This is a genomic window from Natronococcus sp. CG52, from assembly GCF_023913515.1.
GTDB lineage: Archaea > Halobacteriota > Halobacteria > Halobacteriales > Natrialbaceae > Natronococcus > Natronococcus zhouii.
Genome location: NZ_CP099391.1, coordinates 2388681 through 2410606, shown reverse-complemented (window position 1 = coordinate 2410606; position 21926 = coordinate 2388681). Strand labels below are relative to the sequence as shown.

21 protein-coding genes and 1 tRNA gene are annotated in these 21926 nt (G+C 63.1%); 14 read left to right on the top strand and 8 right to left on the bottom strand.

Annotated elements, in window-relative coordinates; translation table 11 throughout:
• Positions 1 to 320: 320 nt before the first annotated feature.
• The 4 genes from NED97_RS12165 to NED97_RS12150 form a co-directional block, all read right to left on the bottom strand.
• On the bottom strand, positions 321 to 1088 hold the full coding sequence (locus NED97_RS12165) for a mechanosensitive ion channel family protein (protein WP_252487301.1): 768 nt from the start codon (positions 1086 to 1088) through the stop codon (positions 321 to 323).
• 2 nt (positions 1089 to 1090) lie between these two features.
• Positions 1091 to 1903, bottom strand: a complete 813-nt coding sequence (dacZ, locus tag NED97_RS12160) for a diadenylate cyclase DacZ (protein ID WP_252487300.1) — start codon at positions 1901 to 1903, stop codon at positions 1091 to 1093.
• 245 nt (positions 1904 to 2148) lie between these two features.
• A tRNA-Leu gene (locus NED97_RS12155) sits at positions 2149 to 2233 on the bottom strand.
• 46 nt (positions 2234 to 2279) lie between these two features.
• Entirely contained in the window at positions 2280 to 2453 is a 174-nt protein-coding gene (locus tag NED97_RS12150) for a hypothetical protein (RefSeq protein WP_167937937.1), read from the bottom strand.
• A gap of 254 nt (positions 2454 to 2707) precedes the next feature.
• Between NED97_RS12150 and NED97_RS12145 the strand changes: the two genes are divergently transcribed.
• The gene (locus tag NED97_RS12145) at positions 2708 to 3016 is read left to right on the top strand and encodes a transcription initiation factor IIB family protein (protein ID WP_252487299.1); all 309 of its coding nucleotides are present in this window, start codon (positions 2708 to 2710) and stop codon (positions 3014 to 3016) included.
• Between the two features lie 138 nt (positions 3017 to 3154).
• On the opposite strand, the gene NED97_RS12140 is transcribed toward NED97_RS12145, so the two are convergent.
• Positions 3155 to 3649, bottom strand: a complete 495-nt coding sequence (locus NED97_RS12140) for a phosphopantetheine adenylyltransferase (RefSeq protein WP_252487298.1) — start codon at positions 3647 to 3649, stop codon at positions 3155 to 3157.
• Between the two features lie 140 nt (positions 3650 to 3789).
• Between NED97_RS12140 and NED97_RS12135 the strand changes: the two genes are divergently transcribed.
• From NED97_RS12135 to NED97_RS12125, 3 genes are all read left to right on the top strand, one after another.
• Complete coding sequence (locus NED97_RS12135; RefSeq protein ID WP_252487297.1) at positions 3790 to 6045, top strand: NADP-dependent malic enzyme; 2256 nt, start codon at positions 3790 to 3792, stop codon at positions 6043 to 6045.
• 97 nt (positions 6046 to 6142) lie between these two features.
• Positions 6143 to 7558, top strand: coding sequence for an outer membrane protein assembly factor BamB family protein (locus NED97_RS12130; RefSeq protein WP_252487296.1), 1416 nt, complete (start codon positions 6143 to 6145; stop codon positions 7556 to 7558).
• Positions 7559 to 7853: 295 nt separating this feature from the next.
• Positions 7854 to 8225 (top strand): 30S ribosomal protein S8e, encoded by a 372-nt coding sequence (locus NED97_RS12125; protein WP_252487295.1) that lies wholly within the window; start codon positions 7854 to 7856, stop codon positions 8223 to 8225.
• A gap of 78 nt (positions 8226 to 8303) precedes the next feature.
• Here NED97_RS12125 and NED97_RS12120 read toward each other — a convergent pair whose 3' ends face one another.
• Both NED97_RS12120 and NED97_RS12115 read right to left on the bottom strand, forming a co-directional pair.
• Complete coding sequence (locus NED97_RS12120; protein ID WP_252487294.1) at positions 8304 to 8552, bottom strand: DUF7511 domain-containing protein; 249 nt, start codon at positions 8550 to 8552, stop codon at positions 8304 to 8306.
• 216 nt (positions 8553 to 8768) lie between these two features.
• The gene (locus NED97_RS12115) at positions 8769 to 9764 is read right to left on the bottom strand and encodes a phosphate uptake regulator PhoU (protein WP_252487293.1); all 996 of its coding nucleotides are present in this window, start codon (positions 9762 to 9764) and stop codon (positions 8769 to 8771) included.
• A gap of 201 nt (positions 9765 to 9965) precedes the next feature.
• Here NED97_RS12115 and NED97_RS12110 point away from each other — a divergent pair, with 201 nt between their 5' ends.
• The 10 genes from NED97_RS12110 (at position 9966) to NED97_RS12065 (ending at position 21494) form a co-directional block, all read left to right on the top strand.
• Positions 9966 to 10940: a PstS family phosphate ABC transporter substrate-binding protein gene (locus NED97_RS12110; protein ID WP_252487292.1), complete on the top strand. Its 975-nt coding sequence runs from the start codon at positions 9966 to 9968 to the stop codon at positions 10938 to 10940.
• A complete protein-coding gene (gene pstC / locus NED97_RS12105) occupies positions 10937 to 11857 on the top strand; it encodes a phosphate ABC transporter permease subunit PstC (RefSeq protein ID WP_252487291.1) in 921 nt (306 codons plus the stop codon). Before NED97_RS12110 ends, pstC (NED97_RS12105) begins: the two co-directional genes overlap by 4 nt.
• On the top strand, positions 11854 to 12783 hold the full coding sequence (gene pstA, locus NED97_RS12100; protein ID WP_252487290.1) for a phosphate ABC transporter permease PstA: 930 nt from the start codon (positions 11854 to 11856) through the stop codon (positions 12781 to 12783). Before pstC (NED97_RS12105) ends, pstA (NED97_RS12100) begins: the two co-directional genes overlap by 4 nt.
• A 375-nt stretch (positions 12784 to 13158) precedes the next feature.
• A complete protein-coding gene (gene pstB, locus NED97_RS12095) occupies positions 13159 to 13950 on the top strand; it encodes a phosphate ABC transporter ATP-binding protein PstB (RefSeq protein WP_252490619.1) in 792 nt (263 codons plus the stop codon).
• Positions 13951 to 14347: 397 nt separating this feature from the next.
• Complete coding sequence (locus NED97_RS12090) at positions 14348 to 15325, top strand: PstS family phosphate ABC transporter substrate-binding protein (protein WP_252487289.1); 978 nt, start codon at positions 14348 to 14350, stop codon at positions 15323 to 15325.
• Entirely contained in the window at positions 15322 to 16239 is a 918-nt protein-coding gene (gene pstC, locus NED97_RS12085; protein WP_252487288.1) for a phosphate ABC transporter permease subunit PstC, read from the top strand. Before NED97_RS12090 ends, pstC (NED97_RS12085) begins: the two co-directional genes overlap by 4 nt.
• Positions 16239 to 17174: a phosphate ABC transporter permease PstA gene (gene pstA / locus NED97_RS12080; protein WP_252487287.1), complete on the top strand. Its 936-nt coding sequence runs from the start codon at positions 16239 to 16241 to the stop codon at positions 17172 to 17174. The genes pstC (NED97_RS12085) and pstA (NED97_RS12080) overlap by 1 nt, the downstream gene beginning before the upstream one ends.
• On the top strand, positions 17171 to 18025 hold the full coding sequence (gene pstB, locus NED97_RS12075; RefSeq protein ID WP_252487286.1) for a phosphate ABC transporter ATP-binding protein PstB: 855 nt from the start codon (positions 17171 to 17173) through the stop codon (positions 18023 to 18025). Before pstA (NED97_RS12080) ends, pstB (NED97_RS12075) begins: the two co-directional genes overlap by 4 nt.
• Before the next feature lie 754 nt (positions 18026 to 18779).
• Positions 18780 to 19451 carry a phosphate signaling complex protein PhoU gene (gene phoU / locus NED97_RS12070; RefSeq protein WP_252487285.1) on the top strand — a complete coding sequence of 224 codons (672 nt, stop codon included), beginning with the start codon at positions 18780 to 18782 and terminating at the stop codon, positions 19449 to 19451.
• Positions 19452 to 19586: 135 nt separating this feature from the next.
• Positions 19587 to 21494, top strand: coding sequence for a helix-hairpin-helix domain-containing protein (locus NED97_RS12065; protein ID WP_252487284.1), 1908 nt, complete (start codon positions 19587 to 19589; stop codon positions 21492 to 21494).
• Positions 21495 to 21526: 32 nt separating this feature from the next.
• Here the strand turns inward: NED97_RS12065 and NED97_RS12060 are convergent, their stop codons facing one another.
• Positions 21527 to 21925, bottom strand: a complete 399-nt coding sequence (locus NED97_RS12060; RefSeq protein WP_252487283.1) for a hypothetical protein — start codon at positions 21923 to 21925, stop codon at positions 21527 to 21529.
• Position 21926 lies beyond the last annotated feature (1 nt).

The following is a 21926-nucleotide window of genomic DNA, read 5'->3' as shown; positions in this document are numbered from 1 at the left end:
TCCCTCTGTACTGTGGTACTGTTTGATAAAGATGTATGTTCTCGCAACGTTGTTTACTCAGATAGCTGTCTGGGCTTACAGAATCAGTTTAGAATTGTCGTGGAGTGGCAGCGGCTCGAGGTCGCGGTCGCTTCGATATCCAATCGTGTCGACAGCGATGGGTCCGACGCGCTACACGCAGTCGTGACTGGATCTCGAGTTCGGCGTCCCTCGGTCTTCAGTTTCTATCGATCACCGCTCGTCTTTCGAGAGGCCGAAGGAGTCTCGCTACTCACGGTTTCCGCTGGTTATCGTTCGTTAGCGGAACCTTCGGTTCCGCTCTACTCTCGAATCCGGACGATACCGTCCTCGAACACCTTCCGATTTGGCACGATGTACTCCTCGGAGTCGTCCTCGATCTTGGTCACGAAGAGGTCGACCTCCTGGACGATGCCGGTCTGCTCTCCGATCCGTACCCGATCGCCGATGCCGTAGGGCTGGTTGAGGAGGAGATAGATCCCGGCCGCACTCGAGACGAGGAAGTCCTGGAACGCGTAGGCGCCGACGAGAACGAGGCCCGCAGCGTAGACGGTCAGGAGAATCATCAGTGCGAGGACGTGGACGCCGACCTGTCCCAGCGCGATGATCAGCGCGACGTAGAGAACGGAGTATTTGACGAGTTTCGGGAGCAGGGAGACTTCCGGCAGTTTGACGCCGCGGAGATACTCGCTGATGGCGAGTTCCATCTTGTCCGCGATGATGAACCCCACGATCACGACGAGAACGGCGATAAACACCTGCGGGATAAATTCCGTCACGCGCAGCCAGAAAGCGTCGGTATCCAGCAACTGGGCGATGTGGATCGCCGTCAGCACGGCGATTCCGTAGATGAACCAGGCGCTCAACCGGGCGACGATCTCGACCGTCGACGTCCCGAGCGACTGGGCAGTCCGCTCGAAGGGCGTCCCCTCGACGGCCTCCGGCACACCCGAGGCCGTCAGCAACTCCTCGTTAAGTCGACCGACCAGGTAGCCGACGACGATACCCAGGATCAATACCGCCGTCGCGATGACCGCCGGCTCGTCGATGAGCGTCTGCCACTCTACCATACTCAGTACGCCTCCGGGTCGACCTCCAGAATGATCTCTCCGGCCTTGAACGCCCGGACGAGACCATCACTCTCCGAAAGCACGATCGTGATCGCGTTCGTGTCTCGCGTGATCGCGCCGCCGGCCATGTGGCGTGCACCGAGCCCCTTCGGAATGTCGACCCCCTCCGCGGACGGCTCGAGGTAGCGGTACGCCGAGACGATCTTGCCCGCGTCCGAGATGACGAACGCGCCGTCGAGCCGGGAGAACTCCTTCAGCATCACGTTCACGATCGGGTCGCCCACGTGGACGTGGGACTTCTCGAACGGGTTGTACGACAGCGGCCGGGACTTGTTCATCACCTTGCCCGCGTCGCCGACGACGAACAGCGCCCCGACCGGCTTGCCCTTCTGACCCTTCTGACCCAGTTCGATCGCCAGTTCCAGCACCGACTTGATTACCTCCGGATCCGCGCGGGACTTCGCGAACAGGTCGTATATTCCGGTGCGGGAATCTGCGTCCGCACGCACGCGAGAGACCGTGTCGATGTCGTCGCTGAAGACGCTCGTCGCACACGCTATCGTGTCGCCGTCCTCGATGATGTCCTGATCGAGCGCGCCCTCGAGCCCGAAACGGATCCGGTCGGAGATGTTGTCGAACTCGAGTGGCAGTTCGACGAACGTCTCCGCACCGACGTCGTTCTCGGTCCCGATAACGATCACGTCGACCTCGTCCACCGTCGCGAACCGTTCGTAGTACGATCCGCTCGGTGAGAAGAGTGCGACTGCATCCACACTCGAGAAGAGGTCCCCGAAGACATCGTCTAACCCGGCCATTGCTCATACAAGCCGCACCCGCGCGAATAAGCATTGTGGAGTGTCTGACGCCCGTCTTGCTAGCGTCTATCACGGATTCTCGAGCAAGGCCGATCCTGTTCGGGACCGGATTCAAATCGGAGATTTGTAGACAGTGTGTGGGACCGGATTCGAACCACGGTCGTTCTGCTCACTTCGTTCGCGTCACTCCCTGATTCGAACCGGACATGCGATTGCTGTCGCTCGCGAGTTTGCTCGCGACAGAATGCGCGGGACCGGATTCGAACCGGCGGACCCCTACGGGACAGCGTCCTAAGCGCTGCGCCGTTGGCCTAGCTTGGCTACCCGCGCTCGTCCCCCGCTTGTCACGAATCGAGTAAGAAGCTGTCGATCCGACTCACTCGTGTTTTACCGGCTCCTCGGGAGACCAGTCGGGTGGAACGATAAAGGTCACGTGTTCCGAATCGCGAAGCTGGTGGAGTTCGGCCGCCTGTTCGGCCAACGATCGATCCCGGTACGGCATCTCGAGGCCACACCCGGTACACACCAGCTTGCATGTTGGTTCTTTCATGGTAACGCGAACCGCCGGCCTCGTCGGAGCGACGGACGTCAATCCTGGGTTCGGTGGTTTGGGGCTTTAGTAGTTGTATCCTAGTGAAATCGCGGGTGAACGGCCGGTTTGCTGAGTCGTTCGTAGCTGAATGTTGCCGTTCCTAGCCCAGTATTGGGCGGTGAGACGATCGAATCGGCCCGCGATTACTGGCTCGCGCTCGAGACACTGACGCGGACCGTGGATTTATCCCGGATGGAGCGATACCTCGTCGTATGCATAGCGCCCGGGATCGCATTGAATACGAACCCTGGCTCGAGAAACTCGAACAGGCTGCCGACCGGCTGGAGCTGTCGAGCGAGGCGCGGTCGTGTGCTACGGAACTCTTCCTGACGGACGTCCCAGAGGCTGACCGTTCGAAGCGAGCGCTGCTCGCAGCCAGCCTCTACGCCGGTTCACTCGTCGCCGGCGACGGCCGAACGCAAGGTGCAGTCGCGGACGCCGCGAACGTCTCTCGACTCTCGATTCAGTCCCGGTGGAAGGCCCTGCTCGAGGACGCCGGGCTCGAGCCACCGCGCTGGTAATCGTTTCAGCGAGGCATTCCGATCCTGCGTCCGCGTAAGTGAACGATACGCGGACGAAAACAGTGCCGACGGTCGTAAACGTGACCACAAACTGGCAGTCAGGCTGAACGAACAGTGGCTGATGAACCGTCCGGTCGGTCAGTCGGGATCCTGCTGACCCGTTTCGGCGTCCGCCTCGAGAACGTTCCCGTGCTCGTCGATCTCGCCGTTGACGATCCGGGTACTCGAGATGATCTCGTCGTCGGCGGCGAGGACGTGCGGAACGACGACGATCTCGAGGAGATCGTGCCCGCGCTCGTGGCGAATCTCGTTGATGCGTTTACCACCCTCGAGGGTCTCCGGCGAGACGACCAGATACTCGAACTGCGGCTCCGTCGCGATTCCCGTCGGTTCCTCCAGCGGACGAATCTCGAACTCGCGGTCGTGTTCGCTCGCGAGTGGCTCGAGTTCCTCCTCGAGAGCCTGCGTTCGTTCGTCGAACGATTTGACGTGCCGATCGACGTGGCGAGTCTGCGGTGCGAGTCCGTCACTCGTTAGTCCCACGGTCACGTCTCCGAGTTCGAACGCCCGTTCGAACAGCCGACGGTGGCCGTCGTGAACGGGGTCGAACGTCCCACCAAGCGCGACGTCCATACCCCATCTCACTGGCGCGGTGCGTATAAAACGGTCGACTCCGTGGACGCAATCGGCCGTTACGTCTGAACGACTATTTCGACGACCGTCGAACCCCTCTTTCACATTGTTTTTAGTATTCCCCCCACAGTGCCATCGGTATGGGACTTGACGAGGATTCGCTGGAGTACCATCGGACGGACCCCCCCGGAAAGATCGAAATATCGACCACGAAACCGACGAATACGCAGCGCGATCTGTCGCTCGCGTACTCGCCGGGCGTCGCCGCGCCGTGTATGGAAATCGACGCGGACGAGACGGATGCCTACACGTACACGGCGAAGGGAAACCTCGTCGGCGTCGTCTCGAACGGCTCCGCCGTGTTAGGTCTCGGTGACATCGGCGCGCAGGCCTCGAAGCCGGTGATGGAGGGGAAGGGCGTCCTGTTCAAACGGTTCGCGGACATCGACGTCTTCGACATCGAACTCGACGAGGCCGACCCGGACGAGTTGATCCGCGCCGTGAAGATGATGGAGCCGACGTTCGGCGGGATCAACCTGGAGGACATCAAGGCCCCGGAGTGTTTCACCATCGAGGAACGGCTGGGCGAGGAGATGGACATCCCGGTCTTCCACGACGACCAGCACGGCACCGCCATCATCTCCGGCGCCGCGCTCGTCAACGCCGCCGATATCGCGGAGAAGAACCTCGAGGACCTCGAGATCGTCTTCTCGGGAGCCGGCGCGAGCGCCATCGCGACGGCTCGGTTCTACGTCTCGCTCGGCTGCCGGAAGGAGAACATCACGATGTGTGACTCCTCCGGGATCATTACGCAAAGACGCGCCGAAGCCGGAGACGTCAACGAGTACAAACGAGAGTTCGCTCGCGACGCTTCGGGAGGCGACCTCGCGGACGCGATGGCGGGTGCGGACGTCTTCGTCGGTCTCTCGATCGGCGGCCTCGTCAGCCAGGAGATGGTTCAGTCGATGGGCGACAATCCGATCATCTTCGCGATGGCGAACCCCGATCCCGAGATCGGCTACGAGGAGGCCAAGTCGGCCCGCGACGACGACGTCATCATGGCGACCGGACGCTCCGACTACCCGAACCAGGTCAACAACGTGCTCGGCTTCCCCTTCATCTTCCGCGGGGCGCTCGACGTTCGAGCCACCGAGATCAACGAGGAGATGAAAGTCGCCTGCGCCAGGGCGCTCGCCGACCTCGCTCGCGAGGACGTCCCCGACGCCGTCGTCAAGGCCTACGGGGACGAACCCCTTCAATACGGCCCCGAGTACATCATCCCGAAGCCGGTCGATCCGCGCGTGCTGTTTCGGGTCGCTCCGACGGTCGCCGAAGCCGCGATGGAGTCCGGCGCCGCCCGAACCGAGATCGACCTCGAGGAGTACGAGGAGGAACTCGAGGCTCGCCTGGGCAAATCCCGCGAGATGATGCGAGTCGTCCTGAACAAGGCCAAGAGCGATCCCCAGCGGGTCGCGCTCGCGGAGGGCGAAAACGAGAAGATGATCCGGGCGGCCTACCAGATCGAGGAGCAGGGGATCGCCATGCCGATCCTCATCGGCGACGAGAGCGAGATCCGACAGACGGCCGCGAATCTCGGACTGGACTTCGAACCGCAGGTCGCCGACCCGGCCGTCGGTGACTACGAGGAGTACGCCGATCGACTCCACGAACTGCGCCAGCGGAAAGGCATCACGCGGACCGAGGCTGGCGAACTCGTCGAGCGCGACTCGAACTACTTCGGCAGCGTGATGGTCGAACAGGGCGACGCCGACGCGCTCCTGACCGGCCTCTCCCACCACTACCCTTCGGCGCTTCGTCCGCCGCTACAGGTCGTCGGCACCGCGGAGGACGTCGACTACGCCGCCGGCGTCTACATGCTCACGTTCAAGAACCGCGTGGTCTTCATCGCCGACGCCACGGTGAACCAGTCGCCCGACGAGGACGTCCTGGCGGAGGTGACGAAACAGACCGGGATGCTCGCCCGCCGGTTCAACGTCGAACCTCGGGCGGCCCTCCTGTCGTACTCGAACTTCGGCAGCGTCGACAACGAGGGCACTCGCAAGCCCCGCCGGGCCGCGAAACTCCTCCAGAACGATCCCGAAGTCGACTTCCCCGTCGACGGGGAGATGCAAGCCGACACCGCCGTCGTCGAGGACATTCTCGAAGGCACGTACGGCTTCTCGGAACTCGAAGAGCCCGCGAACGTGCTGGTCTTCCCGAACCTCGAGGCGGGCAACATCGGCTACAAACTGCTCCAGCGCCTCGGCGGCGCGGAGGCGATCGGACCGATGCTCGTCGGCATGGACAAACCGGTTCACGTCCTCCAGCGGGGCGACGAGGTCAAGGACATCGTCAACCTGGCGGGCGTCGCGGTGGTCGACGCCCAGAACGAGTAGCGAGCGACCGGTTTCGAAACCGAACTGTCACGGAATTCGACGGACATCGGGATTCTTTTATCGACTCACCGCTCGAGTTCCGGCAGAGTCTCGCCGTATGTCAGATGAACCTCATACCCTCCGATCCGCCGATGGCGGTCGTATCCGACGGACGTTTCTCCGCGCAGCCGGCGTCGCCGCAGCCACCGGACTCGCCGGCTGTACCCTGTGGGAACCGACGGACGACGAGTCCGGGCCCGACAGGACGTCCGATTCGTCCGACGGCGTCGCCGATACCGTCTCGGAGTACGTGACCCATCCGGACGACGACGTAACGATGTTCCGTCGCGGACTGCGTCGACTCGGCTACTTCCCGGACGAGGTCGTTCCGGACGCCGTCAGCGTCAACTGGTCGTTCCCGATCAACAACGTCGGCCACGCTGCGGCGAAGTCGAGTCCGCTCCCGACGCCCGACGGGGAGACGATCGTGATCGCGGGCGACACGGGCTGGGTTCACGCCGTCGAGCCGTCCGGCGAGCTCCGCTGGGCGACCAGGACCGGCGCGACCGATCTCGGATTCCACGGCTCGCCGGCCATCGTCGACGGGACCGCCTACGTCGGCGGCTACGACGGCGACATGTACGCGCTCGACGTCGAGACCGGCGACATCGTCTGGCGAACGCGATCCGGCGACCTCGAGAACACGCTGGCGATCGGTTCGAGTCCCGTCTACTACGACGGCACGCTCTACGTCATCGCGGAGTACGGCAGTCCCTCCTCGGGTGCGCTCTGGACGCTCGACGCCGAAACCGGCGACCCGACCTGGAGCGACGACCGGATCTGGGGGCAGGCCCATCCCTCCCCGACGGTGGACCTCGAGACGGGCCGGATCTGCGCCGGATCGAACGACGGCGCCGTCTACTGCTGGAAGTTCCCTTCCCTCGAGTTCGCCTGGGAGTTCCAGACCGGCGGCGAGGACGGTCCCGATGGCGAGTCGAAGGCCGACGGCGAGTTCAACCTCGGCGCGGAGATCAAGGGAACGATCGCGGCCCACGACGGGTACGGCTACTTCGGCTCCTGGGACGAACACTTCTACTGTCTGGACCTCGAGGACGGCGGCGAGGAGTGGGCGTTCGAGACGGACGGGCGAATCATGGCCAACCCGGCGCTGGATCCCGAGGAAAACGTCGTCTACACCGGAAGCAACGACGACCACGTCTACGCCCTCGACTGCGACTCCGGCGAGGAGTTGTGGTCAACGGACGTCAACGGGTCGATCATCGGCGCGCTGACGGCCACCGCCGAGACGATCCTCGTCGGCTCCTACGACTCGCACCTGTACGCGCTCGACAAGGAAACCGGCGAGCGCCGCTGGCGGGTCGAGAACCGCGGCCACGTCACGAGCGCGCCGGTTCTCCACGACGGCCGGATCTACTACGCCGAGCGCGGCGTCTTCTCGAACTACTGGGACGACGACGAGGAGACGATCCTCGAGGCGCCGGGTCACGCCTACTGTCTCGTCGAAGATGAGTGAACCGAGTAACTCACGAGTAGTACCGCGAACGAACGGAGTGAGTGAGCGGCTCTTTTTGGTCGAGATTTTTTGCGTTAGCGCGGGACCGGAGGTCCCGCGAGCCGTGCGAACGGTGCGCGGTTCGGAGCGAACGGCGTGAGCGAGAACCGCGATGAGAACGTGGAACGGAGTGACCCGTGAACGAGCGCTTCGCGCTCGCGAGCAGAGAGAGGTGGTGAACGTAGTGAGCTACCCGAACGGAAAAAGGTCGGCGTGAAAGCGTGCATTCAAGTATCCGCCAGAACGTTATCCGAGTATGCAAAACCAGGGCAACTCGACGCGCAAGCGAACCGGAGGCCGACTGAAGAACGTCCGAAAACGCCGAAAGTCCGAAATCGGTCGACTGCCGACGGAGACGCAGGTCGGCGAGCCCCGTTTCCGGATCGTCGACGTCCGCGGCAAGGGCACGAAGACCCGTGCACTCGCGACCAACGTGGCGAGCGTCAACGACGGTGACGAGACGGTCACCGCCGAGATCGAGGACGTCGTCGAAAACGACGCCAACCCGAACTACGTCCGCCGAAACATCATCACGAAGGGCGCAGTCGTCGAAACCTCCGAAGGGAAGGCACGCGTCACGTCCCGACCCGGCCAGAGCGGTCAGGTCAACGCCGTTCTTCTCGAGTAATCGCCGATTCGCCGACGAACCGTTTTCGACCGCTTCTCGAATCCTGACAGCGATGGCCTCGCGAATCGCGCGGTCGGATCAGCGGCGGTCTCCGAGATCGACGAACGCGCTCGTGTTCGCGCTCAGCCACGCCGTCAGCTTCCGATCCTCCGTGCAGTCGGACGGGTAGATCGTCTGCCGATCCGGTCGGGTTTCGTATGTAACGACGTCGGCCTCGAGCGCTGGCGGCGTCGAAGCCGCGGATTCGGGATCGGTCCGTTGCTCTCGGACTGGCTCGTCGTCACCGCTGGAGCGTCTATGCATGATCGATCTGGCACTGAGTGCCACACGTCGTCCGACGAGGAATCGTCATAAGGCGATTGCTAGTTGTACTATTGAGCCGTCCGTACGCCTCGTGGTTCGTCAGGAGCCGCGGCCGATACGGTCGAAAACCGGTTACGGTACCGACTGAAACGAGCTCCCCGCCGATCGAACGGCCCTCGGGCGATTGAGACCGGTCGGAGTCGCTACAGCGCCCGATCGAGAGACGACAGCCCCGAGAGTTCAGGGTCGCGGTGCGGCCTTCTGGAGCGCCGTCTCGGCGATGTTCCCGCCGTAGTCGGCGCTCCGGGAAAGCGAGTCGACGATCAGTCCCAGCGACTGGGCCTGTGCGGGATCGAGACCCCGAAGCTTGTCGTCGATCTCCCGGGTGTGCTGATCGATCTCGAGGATCGCCTCGCGGGCGGCGTGGCCGAGCCGGTTCGCCTCGTCGGTCTCGTCGGCGAACAGCGCGTCCATCGACTTCTCGAGGATGTCGAAGGCGTCCTCGTGGAGCGCGACGAGCCCCTCGGCGACGGGCTCCGGAATCTCCTCGAGTTTGAGCGCGAGGTTGCTGATCTTGGCGGCGTGATCGGCGACGCGCTCGAGCTGGCGGGCGCTCGAGTGGTAGTCGAAGCAGTCCTCGCGGAGGACGCCCAGCTCCTCGGCGGCTCGCGGCGAGCGCAGGGTCGCCCGGAAGATGCGGGAGACGACGAGCCAGAGTCGGTCGACGTCGTCGTCGCGCTGGATGACGTCGTGGGCGATGTCGTCGTCGTTCTCGATCAGCGCGGTGACGGCGTCCTCGAGCATCGATTGGGCGATCAGACGCATCCGAGAGACGGCGTTGACGATCGACAGCTCCGAGGAGTCGAGCAGGTCCTGGATGACGACGCTGTCGGTCGTCTCCTCTAAGACCTCGACGCCGACCAGACTCTGGGTCGCGTCGCGGATCGCTCGGCGCTGGTCGGTCGTGATACGGGTCGCCTCGAGGCGGATGATGTCGAAGCCGCTGACGTACATCGTCATCACCGCGCGGGTGAGCCGCTCGCCCTCGAGATCCGAGACGTCGAGAGTTCCCTCCTGGCGATCCGTCTTGCTGGTCGGTGTGAGCAACAGCGAGTCGTCCTCCGGATAACACTCGACGGTCGTGCCGGCGCTAACGCCGTTGTCGGTCGCCCAGGTCTTCGGAAGCGAGACGGTGAACGTAGAGCCGCCCGTCACCTGGACCTTGCGGGTCTCCATACGCGCGATTTCGACCGGGTGCGTATAAATGCCATCACTCTATAGAGCTGGCGACGAATACGCGTTCCTGGAGACCGGATTCGTCGGGCGACCTCTCACCCGCGTAGGCGGAACTGGACACACTGGGAACTGGTCTAGAACATAGGGATATATAGAAAACATAGTAGAGTACTTAGATGCGATCTTCTATAGAGTGCACTGATGGGAACTGATCCGGGATCTGGTTCTGGTGGCGCGCTCTCGCGCCGTCAGGTACTGCTCGGTACCGTCGGTGCGGGGTTGACGGGGCTGTCGGGCTGTCTCGTTCGCGGCGAAGATAGCGGCCTCGAAGGTGAGATCATTATCGACGGAAGCGACACGTTGCTCCCGAACAGCGCCGCAGTCGCGGAGCGGTTCATGTGGGAGAACAACCGCGTTCGCATTCCGGTCCGCGGTTCCGGGACGGGCGCCGGCTTCCAGCGGTTCTGTGCCGGTGAGAGCACAATACAGGATGCGAGCCGCGAGATCACGGACGACGAACGGGAGCAGTGTTCGGCGAACGGCGTCGAGTGGCTCGAACTCGAGGTCGTCATGGACGGACTCGCGGTTTTCGTAAATCCCCAGAACGACTGGGTCGATTGCCTCACCGTCGACGAACTGAATCAGCTGTGGGAGTCGGGATCGGACGTCGAGACCTGGAGCGATCTGGACGATTCGTGGCCGGACGAGGAGATCGATCTCTACGGCCGGGACTCCGCCTCCGGCACCTTCGACTACTTCACCGAGGCGATCAACGGTGAGGCGGGGAACATCCGCTCGGACTACACGGGAACGCCGGACACGAACGTCATCGTTCGCGGCGTCAGCGGTAACAAGGACGCGATCGGGTTCGGCGGCGCCGGTTACTACTACGAGAACGAGGACGATCTGAAACTGGTCGCCGTCGACGACGGCGACGGCTGCGTGAAGCCGACCGAGGAGTCGATCGAGACCAACGAGTACACGCCGCTGTCCCGGCCGATGTACATCTACATCCGGCTGCGGGAACTCGAGCGAGAGGAAGTTCGCGAGTTCACTCGCTTCTATCTCGATAATACGCAGGAGACGGCGCGAGAAGTCGGCTACTACGCGATCCCGGACGAGACGATCGAAGCACAGCGCGAGAAACTCGAAGAGCGAATCGAGGAATACGAATGACCCAAGAACGGATAGACCTCTCTCGAGGTAGTAACGACGTCGGCACGATCGGGGACCGGGTGGCTCGCTACGTCTTCTTCGCGTGTGCGTCCCTTTCGGTGATCACGACCGTCGCGATCATCCTCGTCCTTATCGAAGGATCGATGGACTTCTTCTCCCACGTGTCGCTGGTCGAGTTCCTCACCGGCACGAACTGGTCGCCGCGTATCCGACCGCGAAGTTACGGCGTCCTCCCGCTGATCTACGGAACACTGTTGATCACCGCCGGATCGGCACTGATCGCGCTGCCGGTCGGGACGTTGACCGCGATCTACCTCTCTGAGTACGCCGATCCGCAGGTACGACGGACGGTAAAGCCCGTTCTCGAGGTCCTCGCGGGAGTCCCGACGATCGTCTACGGATTCTTCGCGCTGTCGTTTATCACGCCGATCCTCCAGCGGATCTACCCCGAAACGGGAACGTTCAACGCCGCTGCAGGGGCGATCGTCGTCGGGATCATGATCATCCCGATGGTGTCCTCGCTCTCGGAGGACGCGATGAGTTCCGTTCCCGACGACCTCCGGCAGGCCGCTTACGGGCTCGGCGCGACGCGGCTCGAGGTCTCGACGCAGGTGGTCTTTCCCGCGTCGATATCCGGGGTCGTCGCCGCGTACATCCTCGCGATCTCGCGAGCGATCGGCGAGACGATGGCCGTCTCGCTCGCAGCGGGGATGCTTCCGCAGATCACTACGAACCCGTTCGAACCGATTCAGACGATGACCGCGTACATGGTACAGATCGGGACCGGTGACGTCTCGGTCGGTTCGATCGGTTACCAGAGCCTGTTCGCGGTCGGCTTAACGCTGTTTATCATGACTTTCTCGATGAATATCTTCAGCATGTGGGTCCGGTCCCGATACCGGGAGGAGTACCAATGAGTACGGATACGACCCGATCCAAGTACGAGTTCGACGGCTCGGCGATTCGACGAAAGCGACTGCTCGGCAAAGTGTTCCTCGGCGCGTGTCTCGCCGCGACGATGGTCGGCATCGTCGCCCTGATCGCGCTGCTCGCCGACGTCGCTTACGAGGCGTGGGGGTGGCTCACGATAGAGTTCCTGACCTACCCCCCGTCGAACCTTATCGAGAACTATAATCCCGCGAACTACGGCGGTCTCGAGACCGGTCCGGGTGGAATCTACCCCGCGCTTATCGGCTCGATTTACTTGATCGCGCTCACTGCCGTGTTCACGCTGTTCCTCGGCGTCGGAGCGGCGATCTATCTCGAGGAGTACGCTCCCGATACCCGGTTTACGAGCTTCATCGAAGCGAACATCTCGAACCTCGCCGGCGTTCCGTCGATCGTCTACGGGCTGCTCGGGCTGGCGATGTTCGCTCGCGCCCTGCAGATGGGAAGCAGCCTCATCGCGGGCGCGCTGACGCTGACACTGCTCATCCTACCGATCGTCATCGTCTCCTCCCAGGAGGCGCTTCGAGCCGTCCCCGACTCGATGCGTCGTGCATCCTACGGCGCGGGCGCCACGAAGTGGCAGACGATCCGCAACGTCGTCCTCCCGGAAGCGGTTCCGGGAATCATGACGGGGATTATCCTCTCGCTCTCGCGCGCGATCGGCGAGACGGCCCCCATCCTGATGGTCGGGGCGGCGACGATGATGTTCCGCCCGCCGTACAGCCCCACCGGCGCCTTCAGCGCCATGCCGATGCAGATCTTCGAGTGGGCGACGCTCCCCGAGGCGGAGTTCCAGCACGTGACTGCGGCCGGGATCGTGGTCCTCCTGACGATCTTGCTGCTGATGAACGCGGTCGCGATCTTCATCAGAAACAAGTACGACCGGCGGACGTAGTTCTCGACCCGTCGCTGATTCTCGATCGATCTCCTCGAGTAGCCGGTGCTCCGTGTCGTCGGCCTCCGATCGGCCGCGGGAGACTATAGCACTATATAGAAGACATAGTATGGTATTTAGGCGCCCCGTCGCTCGAACTACGTAATGGGTGACGAGACGAACGGCCGGTTCGACGGGCTGAAATCGACGCTCGCGTCGATCAACCCTGGTCGCGAGCGTTTCACAACAGGTAACTTGCTCAGAGCCAATGCCAACACAACTGGTATGACTGCGAACACCAGCGAATCCGAGGCGGTCGAGAGTCCGGGAACTGAAGGGGGATCGACGACCGCAACGGGATCAACGACCGCAACGGGATCAACGACCGGCGTCGAAATGTCGAGTGCCGACAGGCCGCTGGGTTCGCCCCGGGTCGACGACGCCCTCATCGAGGCCCGGGATCTCGACGTCTTCTACGGCGACACGCAGGCCCTGAACGGGATCAATATGGACATCCCCGAGAAGCAGGTGACGGCGCTCATCGGCCCTTCGGGGTGTGGCAAGTCCACCTTCCTGCGCTCGATCAACCGGATGAACGACCTCATCGACGTCGCCCGCGTCGAGGGCGACCTCTACTTCCACGGGAAGAACATCTACGACGAGGACGTCGACCCCGTCGCCCTCCGCCGAAAGATCGGCATGGTCTTCCAGAAACCCAACCCGTTCCCGAAGAGCATCTACGACAACGTCGCCTACGGCCTCCGCGTCCAGGGCAAGGACGACGACCTCGACGAGCAGGTTCACACCGCCCTCGAGCGGGCTGCACTGCTCGAGGAGGTCGAAGACCAGTTAGACGAGAGCGGACTCGACCTCTCGGGCGGCCAACAGCAGCGTCTCTGTATCGCTCGGGCGATCGCGACCGACCCGGAGGTCATCCTGATGGACGAACCGGCTTCGGCGCTGGACCCGGTCGCGACCTCGAAGATCGAGGACCTCATCGAGGACCTGGCCGAGGAGTACACGGTCGCGATCGTCACTCACAACATGCAGCAGGCGGCTCGAATCTCCGACAAGACGGCCGTCTTCCTCACCGGCGGCAACCTCGTCGAGTTCGACGACACCAACAAGATCTTCGAGAACCCCCAGAGCGATCGGGTCGAAGACTACATCACCGGCAAGTTCGGATAACGACCGAACGATCGAGCGAAACCGACTCGGTCGTTCGAACGTCGCCGTCGCGACGGTGGATCAGGTCGGTTTCGTATGGTATGCGGTCCTGCTATCGGTTCGGCTTTTTCGTCTGTTATCTGAATGTCGAGGTATACGGAGTTTCGGGACGGCGAGCGACGGCTACCGTACTCACGAGTTATTCTATATACCATATTGCGGACGACTTGACAGTCTCATCACACCCACGGTATTTGAGCCCCTCTGTATCTCTCTCGGGCCGTATCGTGGTGTTACTCGGCTACTTTTGGCTGATAACGGCGTAGTCTCGATCACGATTAACTGTCCGCCCGATCTATATTCGTCTATATATCTATCATAGTAGGGTACTTATCCGGCAGTTAGCGTTCCTCTAGTGATGTCGAAAGACACCACCGGACCACCGTCGTTCGAACTCGGACGACGGCACTTCTTGGCCGGGACGGCCATCACAGGGGTAACCGGACTGTCCGGCTGCGTTGCTTCGGTCTCGAATAGGGCGAAAGAGGTGAACATCGCCGGCAGTTCGACGGTATTCCCGATCACCGAGGTCGTTTCGTCGACGTTCTCGAAGGATCGAGAGGACGTTACCGTCTCGATCAGCCAAACGGGGACCGGCGGCGGCTTCTCGAACTTCTTCTGTCCGGGCATGACGGACATCAACAACGCCAGCCGCGAGATAGCCGATCCCGAAGTGGAACAGTGCGGAGATAACGAAGTCACGCCGATCGAGTTCACGGTCGCGACGGACGCGCTGACCGTCGTCGTCAGTCCCGAGGCCGACTGGATCGACTGTCTCACTATCGAAGAGCTCCGCGAACTATGGCGCGCCGACGGCGCCGAACGGTGGAGCGACGTCCGCGACGAGTGGCCCGACGAGGAGATCGAGTTTTTCGGCGCGGACACGACCTCGGGAACGTACGACTACTTCGTCGAGGCGGTCCTCGGCGAGGACGCGACCCACCGAACCGATTACCACGCAACCGAGCGCGACCGGACGATCGTACAGGGGGTACAGGGTAACGAGTTCGCGGTCGGCTACTTCGGGTTCGCGTACTACGACGAGAATCCGGAGGAGATCAAGGCCCTCGGAATCGACGACGGAAACGGCTGCGTCGAGCCGTCGCTCGAGACGGCGAAGAAAGAAGAGTACACGCCGCTGTCCCGGCCGCTTTTCATCTACGTCGCGAAACAGTCGCTGGCGCGGCCCGAAGTTCGAGACTTCGTCCGTTTTTACCTCGAGCAGTCGTCGACCGATCTCGTCAACGAGGTCGGCTACGTCCCGGTTACCGAGGAGGTGCGCGACGAGAACCTCGAACGATTCGAGGACGCGATTGAGGAGGTGACCGACGAATGAGCGCGCCCGATCTCACACACGACGGAGCCAGATCGGCTCGCGGCGCCGCGTTCAAGGTGTTCTTCGCACTGTGTGCGTTCCTCTCGATTCTCACCACGGTCGCGATCGTCGCGACGCTGCTGTATGACGCCGTCGACTTCTTCGCGGCGGTCTCCCCCGTCGAATTCTTTACGGGGACGACGTGGACGCCCGAAAACGAGGTATACGGCGTGTGGCCGCTGATATCGGGCACGCTGATCATCACGCTCGGCTCGGCGCTGATCGCCCTCCCGATCGGGCTGCTGACGGCGATTTATCTGAGCGAGTACGCCACTGACCGCCGACGGGCGTACCTCAAACCCGCCCTTGAGGTTCTCGCGGGCGTACCGACGGTGGTGTACGGCTACTTCGCGCTAGTGTACATCACGCCGGTACTCGACCGGATCCTTCCACTCGGGACGTTCAACGCGCTTTCGGCGTCGATCATGGTCGGGATCATGATCATTCCGATGGTCTCCTCGATCAGCGAGGACGCGATGAGCGCGGTTCCCGACTCGCTACGCCAGGCGAGCTACGGCCTCGGGGCGACGAATTTCACCGTCTCGACGTCCGTCGTCGTGCCGTCGGCGCTGTCGGGGATCCTCTCCTCGTACATCCTCGCGCTCTCGCGGGCGATCGGCGAGACGATGATCGTCGCGATCGCCGCCGGGCAGACCTCGCGTATGATCGACCTGACCGATCCCGGCGGGATGTTCCTCGAGTCGGTCCAGACGATGACCGCCGCGATGGTCCAGATCGGGGCCAGCGACGTCATCGGCGAATCGACGGAGTATAAGAGCCTCTTCGCGGTCGGGCTGACGCTGTTCGTCATTACCTTTGCCATGAATCTTATCAGCGAGTGGGTTTCGTCGCGCTACCGGGAGGTGTACCGCTAATGTCGTCCGAAACCGAACGCTCGGACCCGGTCGACGCGTCGGAATCGAACTTCGGCCGCGTGAGTCGAACGAAGGACGTGGCGTTCCGGTGGCTCACCCTCGCGGCGGCGCTGGTCGGAATCGTCGCGCTCGCCGTGTTACTGCTGAACGTCCTCGTCGACGCGCTCGCACTGTTCGAGCCCGAGTACAGCCCGTGGCTCAACTGGCAGTTCCTCACGAACCCGCCGAGCTTCAGCGATCCGTACGACGCCGGATTCTTCCCGGCGATCGTCGGCTCGATCGCGCTCATGATCGTAATCGCGCTGATCACGTTTCCGCTGGGTGTCGGCGCGGCGATCTACCTCGAGGAGTACGCCAGTGACGGCTACCTCACGCGGTTCATCCAGCTCAACATCGCGAACCTCGCCGGCGTCCCGTCCGTCGTCTACGGACTGCTCGGACTCGGGCTGTTCGTGGGTCTGCTAAACATCGGATTCGGGACGCTGCTGGTCGCGGGCTTTACCGTCTCGCTGCTCATCCTGCCGATCGTCATCATCTCGGCTCAGGAGGCGATCCGCTCGGTTCCCGACTCCCAGCGGCAAGCCAGCTACGGGATGGGTGCGACGAAGTGGCAGACGATCCGCAACGTCATCCTGCCGCGGGCGATGCCTGGGATCCTCACCGGAACGATCCTGGCGCTCGGGCGCGCGATCGGCGAGACGGCCCCGCTGATCATGATCGGCGCTCCGACCGCGGTATTCGGCGTTCCCAACAGCTTGTTCAGCAAGATCAGCGCCATGCCCATGCAGATCTTCACGTGGGCGGATCGACCCGAGATGGAGTTCCAGTACGGCGTCGTCGCGGCCGGCGTGGTGACGCTGCTGGTCATCCTGCTGTCGATCAACTCGATCGCGATCCTCATCCGAAATAAGTATCAGCGGAAGAACGGACAATGACACGACAGGTTTCCCTCGAGACGGAACAGACCGACGATCAGCGAACCGTGCCGACGTCGACTACCGCCAGCCCCGCCGATCGAATCGGCGAATCCCGCGAGAAGACGATCCTCGAAGTGCGCGACCTCGACGTCTTCTACGGCGACGACCAGGCGCTTCGGAGCGTCTCCATGGACATCCCCGAGAAGCAGGTGACGGCGCTCATCGGCCCTTCGGGCTGTGGCAAGTCCACCTTCCTGCGCTCGATCAACCGGATGAACGACCTCATCGACGTCGCTCGCGTCGAAGGCGACCTCTACTTCCACGGGAAGAACATCTACGACGAGGACGTCGACCCCGTCGCCCTCCGCCGAAAGATCGGTATGGTCTTCCAGAAACCGAATCCGTTCCCAAAGAGTATCTTCGACAACGTCGCCTACGGTCTCCGCGTCCAGGGCAAGGACGACAACGTCGAGGAGAAGGTCTACACGGCGCTCGAGCGGGCTGCACTGCTCGAAGAGGTCGAAGACCAGTTAGACGAGAGCGGACTCGACCTCTCGGGCGGGCAGCAACAGCGCCTCTGTATCGCTCGGGCGATCGCGACCGACCCGGAGGTCATCCTGATGGACGAACCGGCTTCGGCGCTGGACCCGGTCGCGACCTCGAAGATCGAGGACCTCATCGAGGACCTGGCCGAGGAGTACACGGTCGCGATCGTCACTCACAACATGCAGCAGGCGGCTCGAATCTCCGACAAGACGGCCGTCTTCCTCACCGGCGGCAACCTCGTCGAGTTCGACGACACCAACAAGATCTTCGAGAACCCCCAGAGCGATCGGGTCGAAGACTACATCACCGGCAAGTTCGGCTGAGTCGGCGGGGTGTCGACTTTTTCGATCTCGGTCGGAGTCGCAGTTGCGACCAGAACCCACGCCGTGTTCGATCGGGTACGATACCAGCCTCGGAGTAAGATTCTATTCGCCGTTCCGAGACGGACGACTTACTCGGTATCCGTCCGCGAGATCTCGCCGTCAGCGGTGAACCGCCTCGGGGTCAAGCCCCGAGGCACTCGGCCTGCTCCGCCTGTAGAATCCGGCGGCGGTGGAGGGTCGTATCCATATCCGATAGCCGGTGTTTCGAGTGTAAAATGGGGCGGACGCTTTCGAACTGTAGCGCGATATTACGGATAGGGCGCGAGTTGATCCGCACCTCCGTTTCGAGACGATAGTCGGCAACTTCACCGGGGTGGACAGAAACGGCGGTTCGGAAGCGGGGCTCGAGGTCGTGAATCAACGAGCGCGAGATTTCGACGTAATCGGAGATGAAGTCGGCCACCACCGCCCGAGATCAGCGGTCGGCCCCCAATTCGGCGCCACTTGGAACTCGGTACCGTTCACAGCGAGACGCCCCATCCGAGATGCTCGAACGGTCCGACGACCGAGAGTTGGGCGGCACGAGGTCCTCCTGACGTCCTGAACAGGCTGTCGCAGATCAGGTGACAGATATTGGGTGCCCTGGCAAGAAGATGAGTGGTTCACCAATCATCTGCCGTCGTCCGCTGAACGGATCGACACAAAAACGCTATCAGGCGCAAGCTACATCAAGAAGGGGAGAAGTGTGTGAGGTATGGCCAGAAAGTCGTATCAGGAGAAACTGACGGCGCTCCGCGAGGACGTCCTCTACATGAGCGAGGTCGTCATGGAGCGACTCCGCATGGGGCTCGACGCTCTGGAGCAGAAAGACGAGGAGCTCGCCAACGAAGTGATGGAGGGCGACAGCGAGGTCAATCAGCTGTATCTCGACCTCGAGCAGGACTGCATCGAACTGCTGGCGCTCCAACAGCCCGTCGCGAGCGACCTGCGGCTGATCGCCTCGACGTTCAAGATCATCACCGACTTAGAACGGATCGGCGACCTCGCGGTCAACCTCGGCGAGTACACGCACGAGGCCAAACACGACCGGTTCCCCGACGTCGACGTACAGGCGATGGGCGAACTCACCCTCGAGATGGTCGAGGACGCGATGATCGCCTACGATACCGAGGACACCGACGGCTGCCGGGAGCTCGCCGTCCGCGACGACGACGTCGATCAGTTCGCGGAGCGGGCGAGCGGAATCGTCGTCCGGGACCTCATCGAGCGCGAACTCGACTCACCCGACGAGATCGAACAGGTGCTCCAGGACGTCTCCCGACTCCTCCTGACGATCCGCGACCTCGAGCGAGTCGGCGACCACGCGGTGAACATCGCCGCGCGAACGCTGTACATGGTCGAGAACGACGACGAACTCATCTACTGACCGCTCCGTTTCGCTTCTTCCGTGACGATCCGACAGCCGGTTTCGGACGGTACCGAACCGACGGTTGCACCACCGCGATCGTCCCCGCGGATGCAGGCAGCATACGCTTGTCTCGGAGAGATGCTAGCTCCGATCATGAGTGCACAGTTTACGGACGACGACCTCGAGAAGACCGTCGAGGACGCGAACGGGGAAACTATCGGGACCGTTACGGCGGTCGAGGGCGACGTTGCGCAAGTCGAACCCAGGGCGGGCGTGATGGACTCGATCCGGGCGACGCTCGGGTGGACGCGAACGCGGGAAGCCGTCTCGGTCCGGGCGGATGCAGTCGACGAGATCACCGATGAGGTAATTCACCTCGGGACGGAGCCGCTGGAAGCGGACGAAGCGGCGGGACCCGCGGCCGACGAGTCGGGACCCACGGGCGACGTACCGGACGAAACGGCCCGCGGCGCGGGGCTCGAGTCCGACGAGGCTTCGACTCGAGGTCCGGAAATCGACCGCCTCGAGGGCGGAGAACGACGGAAACCGGACGAGACGGCGGACCCTTCCCCGGAGACGACCGCGACCGAGCAGGATCTCGAGGACGAACTGAACCGCGGACCCGAGGTCGAGCCGCCGGCAGAGAGTGAGGTGCGTGACGCGATCGACGAGGCGACCGAAACTGCGGGCGGTGAGACGGCCGAGATGACGGACGTACCTGAGGAACTGGCAACGAGTGAGGAGCACCGCGACACCTCGGAGTCGGACTCGACCGCGGAGAGAGCAGAAGCCGCGGAACGAAGTGAACCGGACGAACTGGGCCGGAGCGGGAGCTCCGGAGACGCGGAATCGATGGACGTAATCGACGAGTCGCAGGGTGACGAAGCGTTCGAGACGGACGAGGATACTGACGACGCGGAACCCGAGTACGACGGGGACGCCACGGACACAGAGTCCGAGGTCGTCGAAGACGCGGAGCGCGAGACCGAAGGGATGGACCTCGCCGACGAACTGGATCGCGGCACCGATCTCGAGTCGGTCGACGCCGAGAGCGACGCCTCGGAGCGAACTGCGGAGAGAGACGCGGCTGACGAGCTATCCCGCGGGAGCGACCTCGTGTCGGAAGCGGACCGGTCGGAGGGATCGCCGGAGCGGCCCGAAACCGAGGAGATGGATCTCGCCGACGAACTCGAACGAGGCGTCGATTTCGACGCGATCGAGGAGGACGCGCCGTCGGCGACGTCCGACCGCGATGTGGGCGAGCAGCCGACCGAGGAGATGGACCTCGTCGAGGAACTGGATCAGGGAGTCGACGTCGAACCGGCGGCGGAGACGGACTCCGAGAAAGGCGCCGCAGTCGACGCCGACGCGTTCCCGGGTCCGCAAACTGACACCGAGACGACGTCCGACGCGGCCGCCCCTCGTTCGATGGAGTCGACGAGTCACGCGGCTCTCGGGGCGGAGCCGGTGCTCGATCAGCATACTGACGAGCCGGCGGCGACGAACGAATCCGTGACCGACGAGGCGAATCGAAGCCGCGGGGAGCGAGGTGATGTCGAGTCGCCGGTCAGGGCGATGCTCGATGCGCAGCAAACGGCGATCGCACAGAGCCAGCAACTGCTCGAGGACGGACTCGCAGTCCAGCGGGACGTCAACAGAATCGCACTGAGCGCGCTCCGCGGGCAGACGGCACTCCAGCGCCAGGGGCTCGAACTGTTCCGGGCGGTGACTCCCGATCCCGTCGAGGCTGCTGAATCGATAGAGCCACCGAAGCCGTCTTCCGAGCACCAGTCGACGAAGAGCGCTGCCGACCGATCGCGGTCGGACACCGGAACGCTCCAGCGACGACGCGACTCGCCGGAGTCGGCGAACCGTGAGCGGACGTTCGAGCGCCGACTCGAACTCGTCGACGGCCTCGACTCGATGTACCGCGAGCGTCTCGAGGATGCGGACATCACTACGCTCGACGACCTCGCGTACGCCGACGTCGAGACCGTCGCGGAAGCCGCCGAAGTGACGGAGGAACGCGCCGAAAGCTGGATCGAACAGGCTGCGGCCTGAGACGCCGCGCGAACGTCCGTTTCAGGCTGGCGTCACGGATCGGTCGAGCGACCCGTTTCGGGCGCTCGCGTTCGCTTCCGTTCGGGTACGCCCGTCAGTAACTGCGCCGTATCGACAACGTTTCTCGTCTCGAGCAGCAGTTCGGCCGCCGCTCTGATCGTAAAGTCGGCCTCGAGGTCGACGCCGTAACACCGGGCGTAACACTCGAGCCACCGGTTCATCGCGGACTCGAGGGCGGTAAACTCGGCCTCCGAGAACGGGACGAGTCGGCCGCCGGTTCGAGCCTCGACGTAGAGCCAGATCGCCTGGCCGGCCCCTTCACGCAGGTACTCGAGTCCGTCCTCCGGGCCGGACGCGTCGGGATCGAAGGCTTTCCGGTCGCGCTCGGCCTGGCGGTCGAGCGCGGCGATTCTGGGTCCGTACCGGTCCACG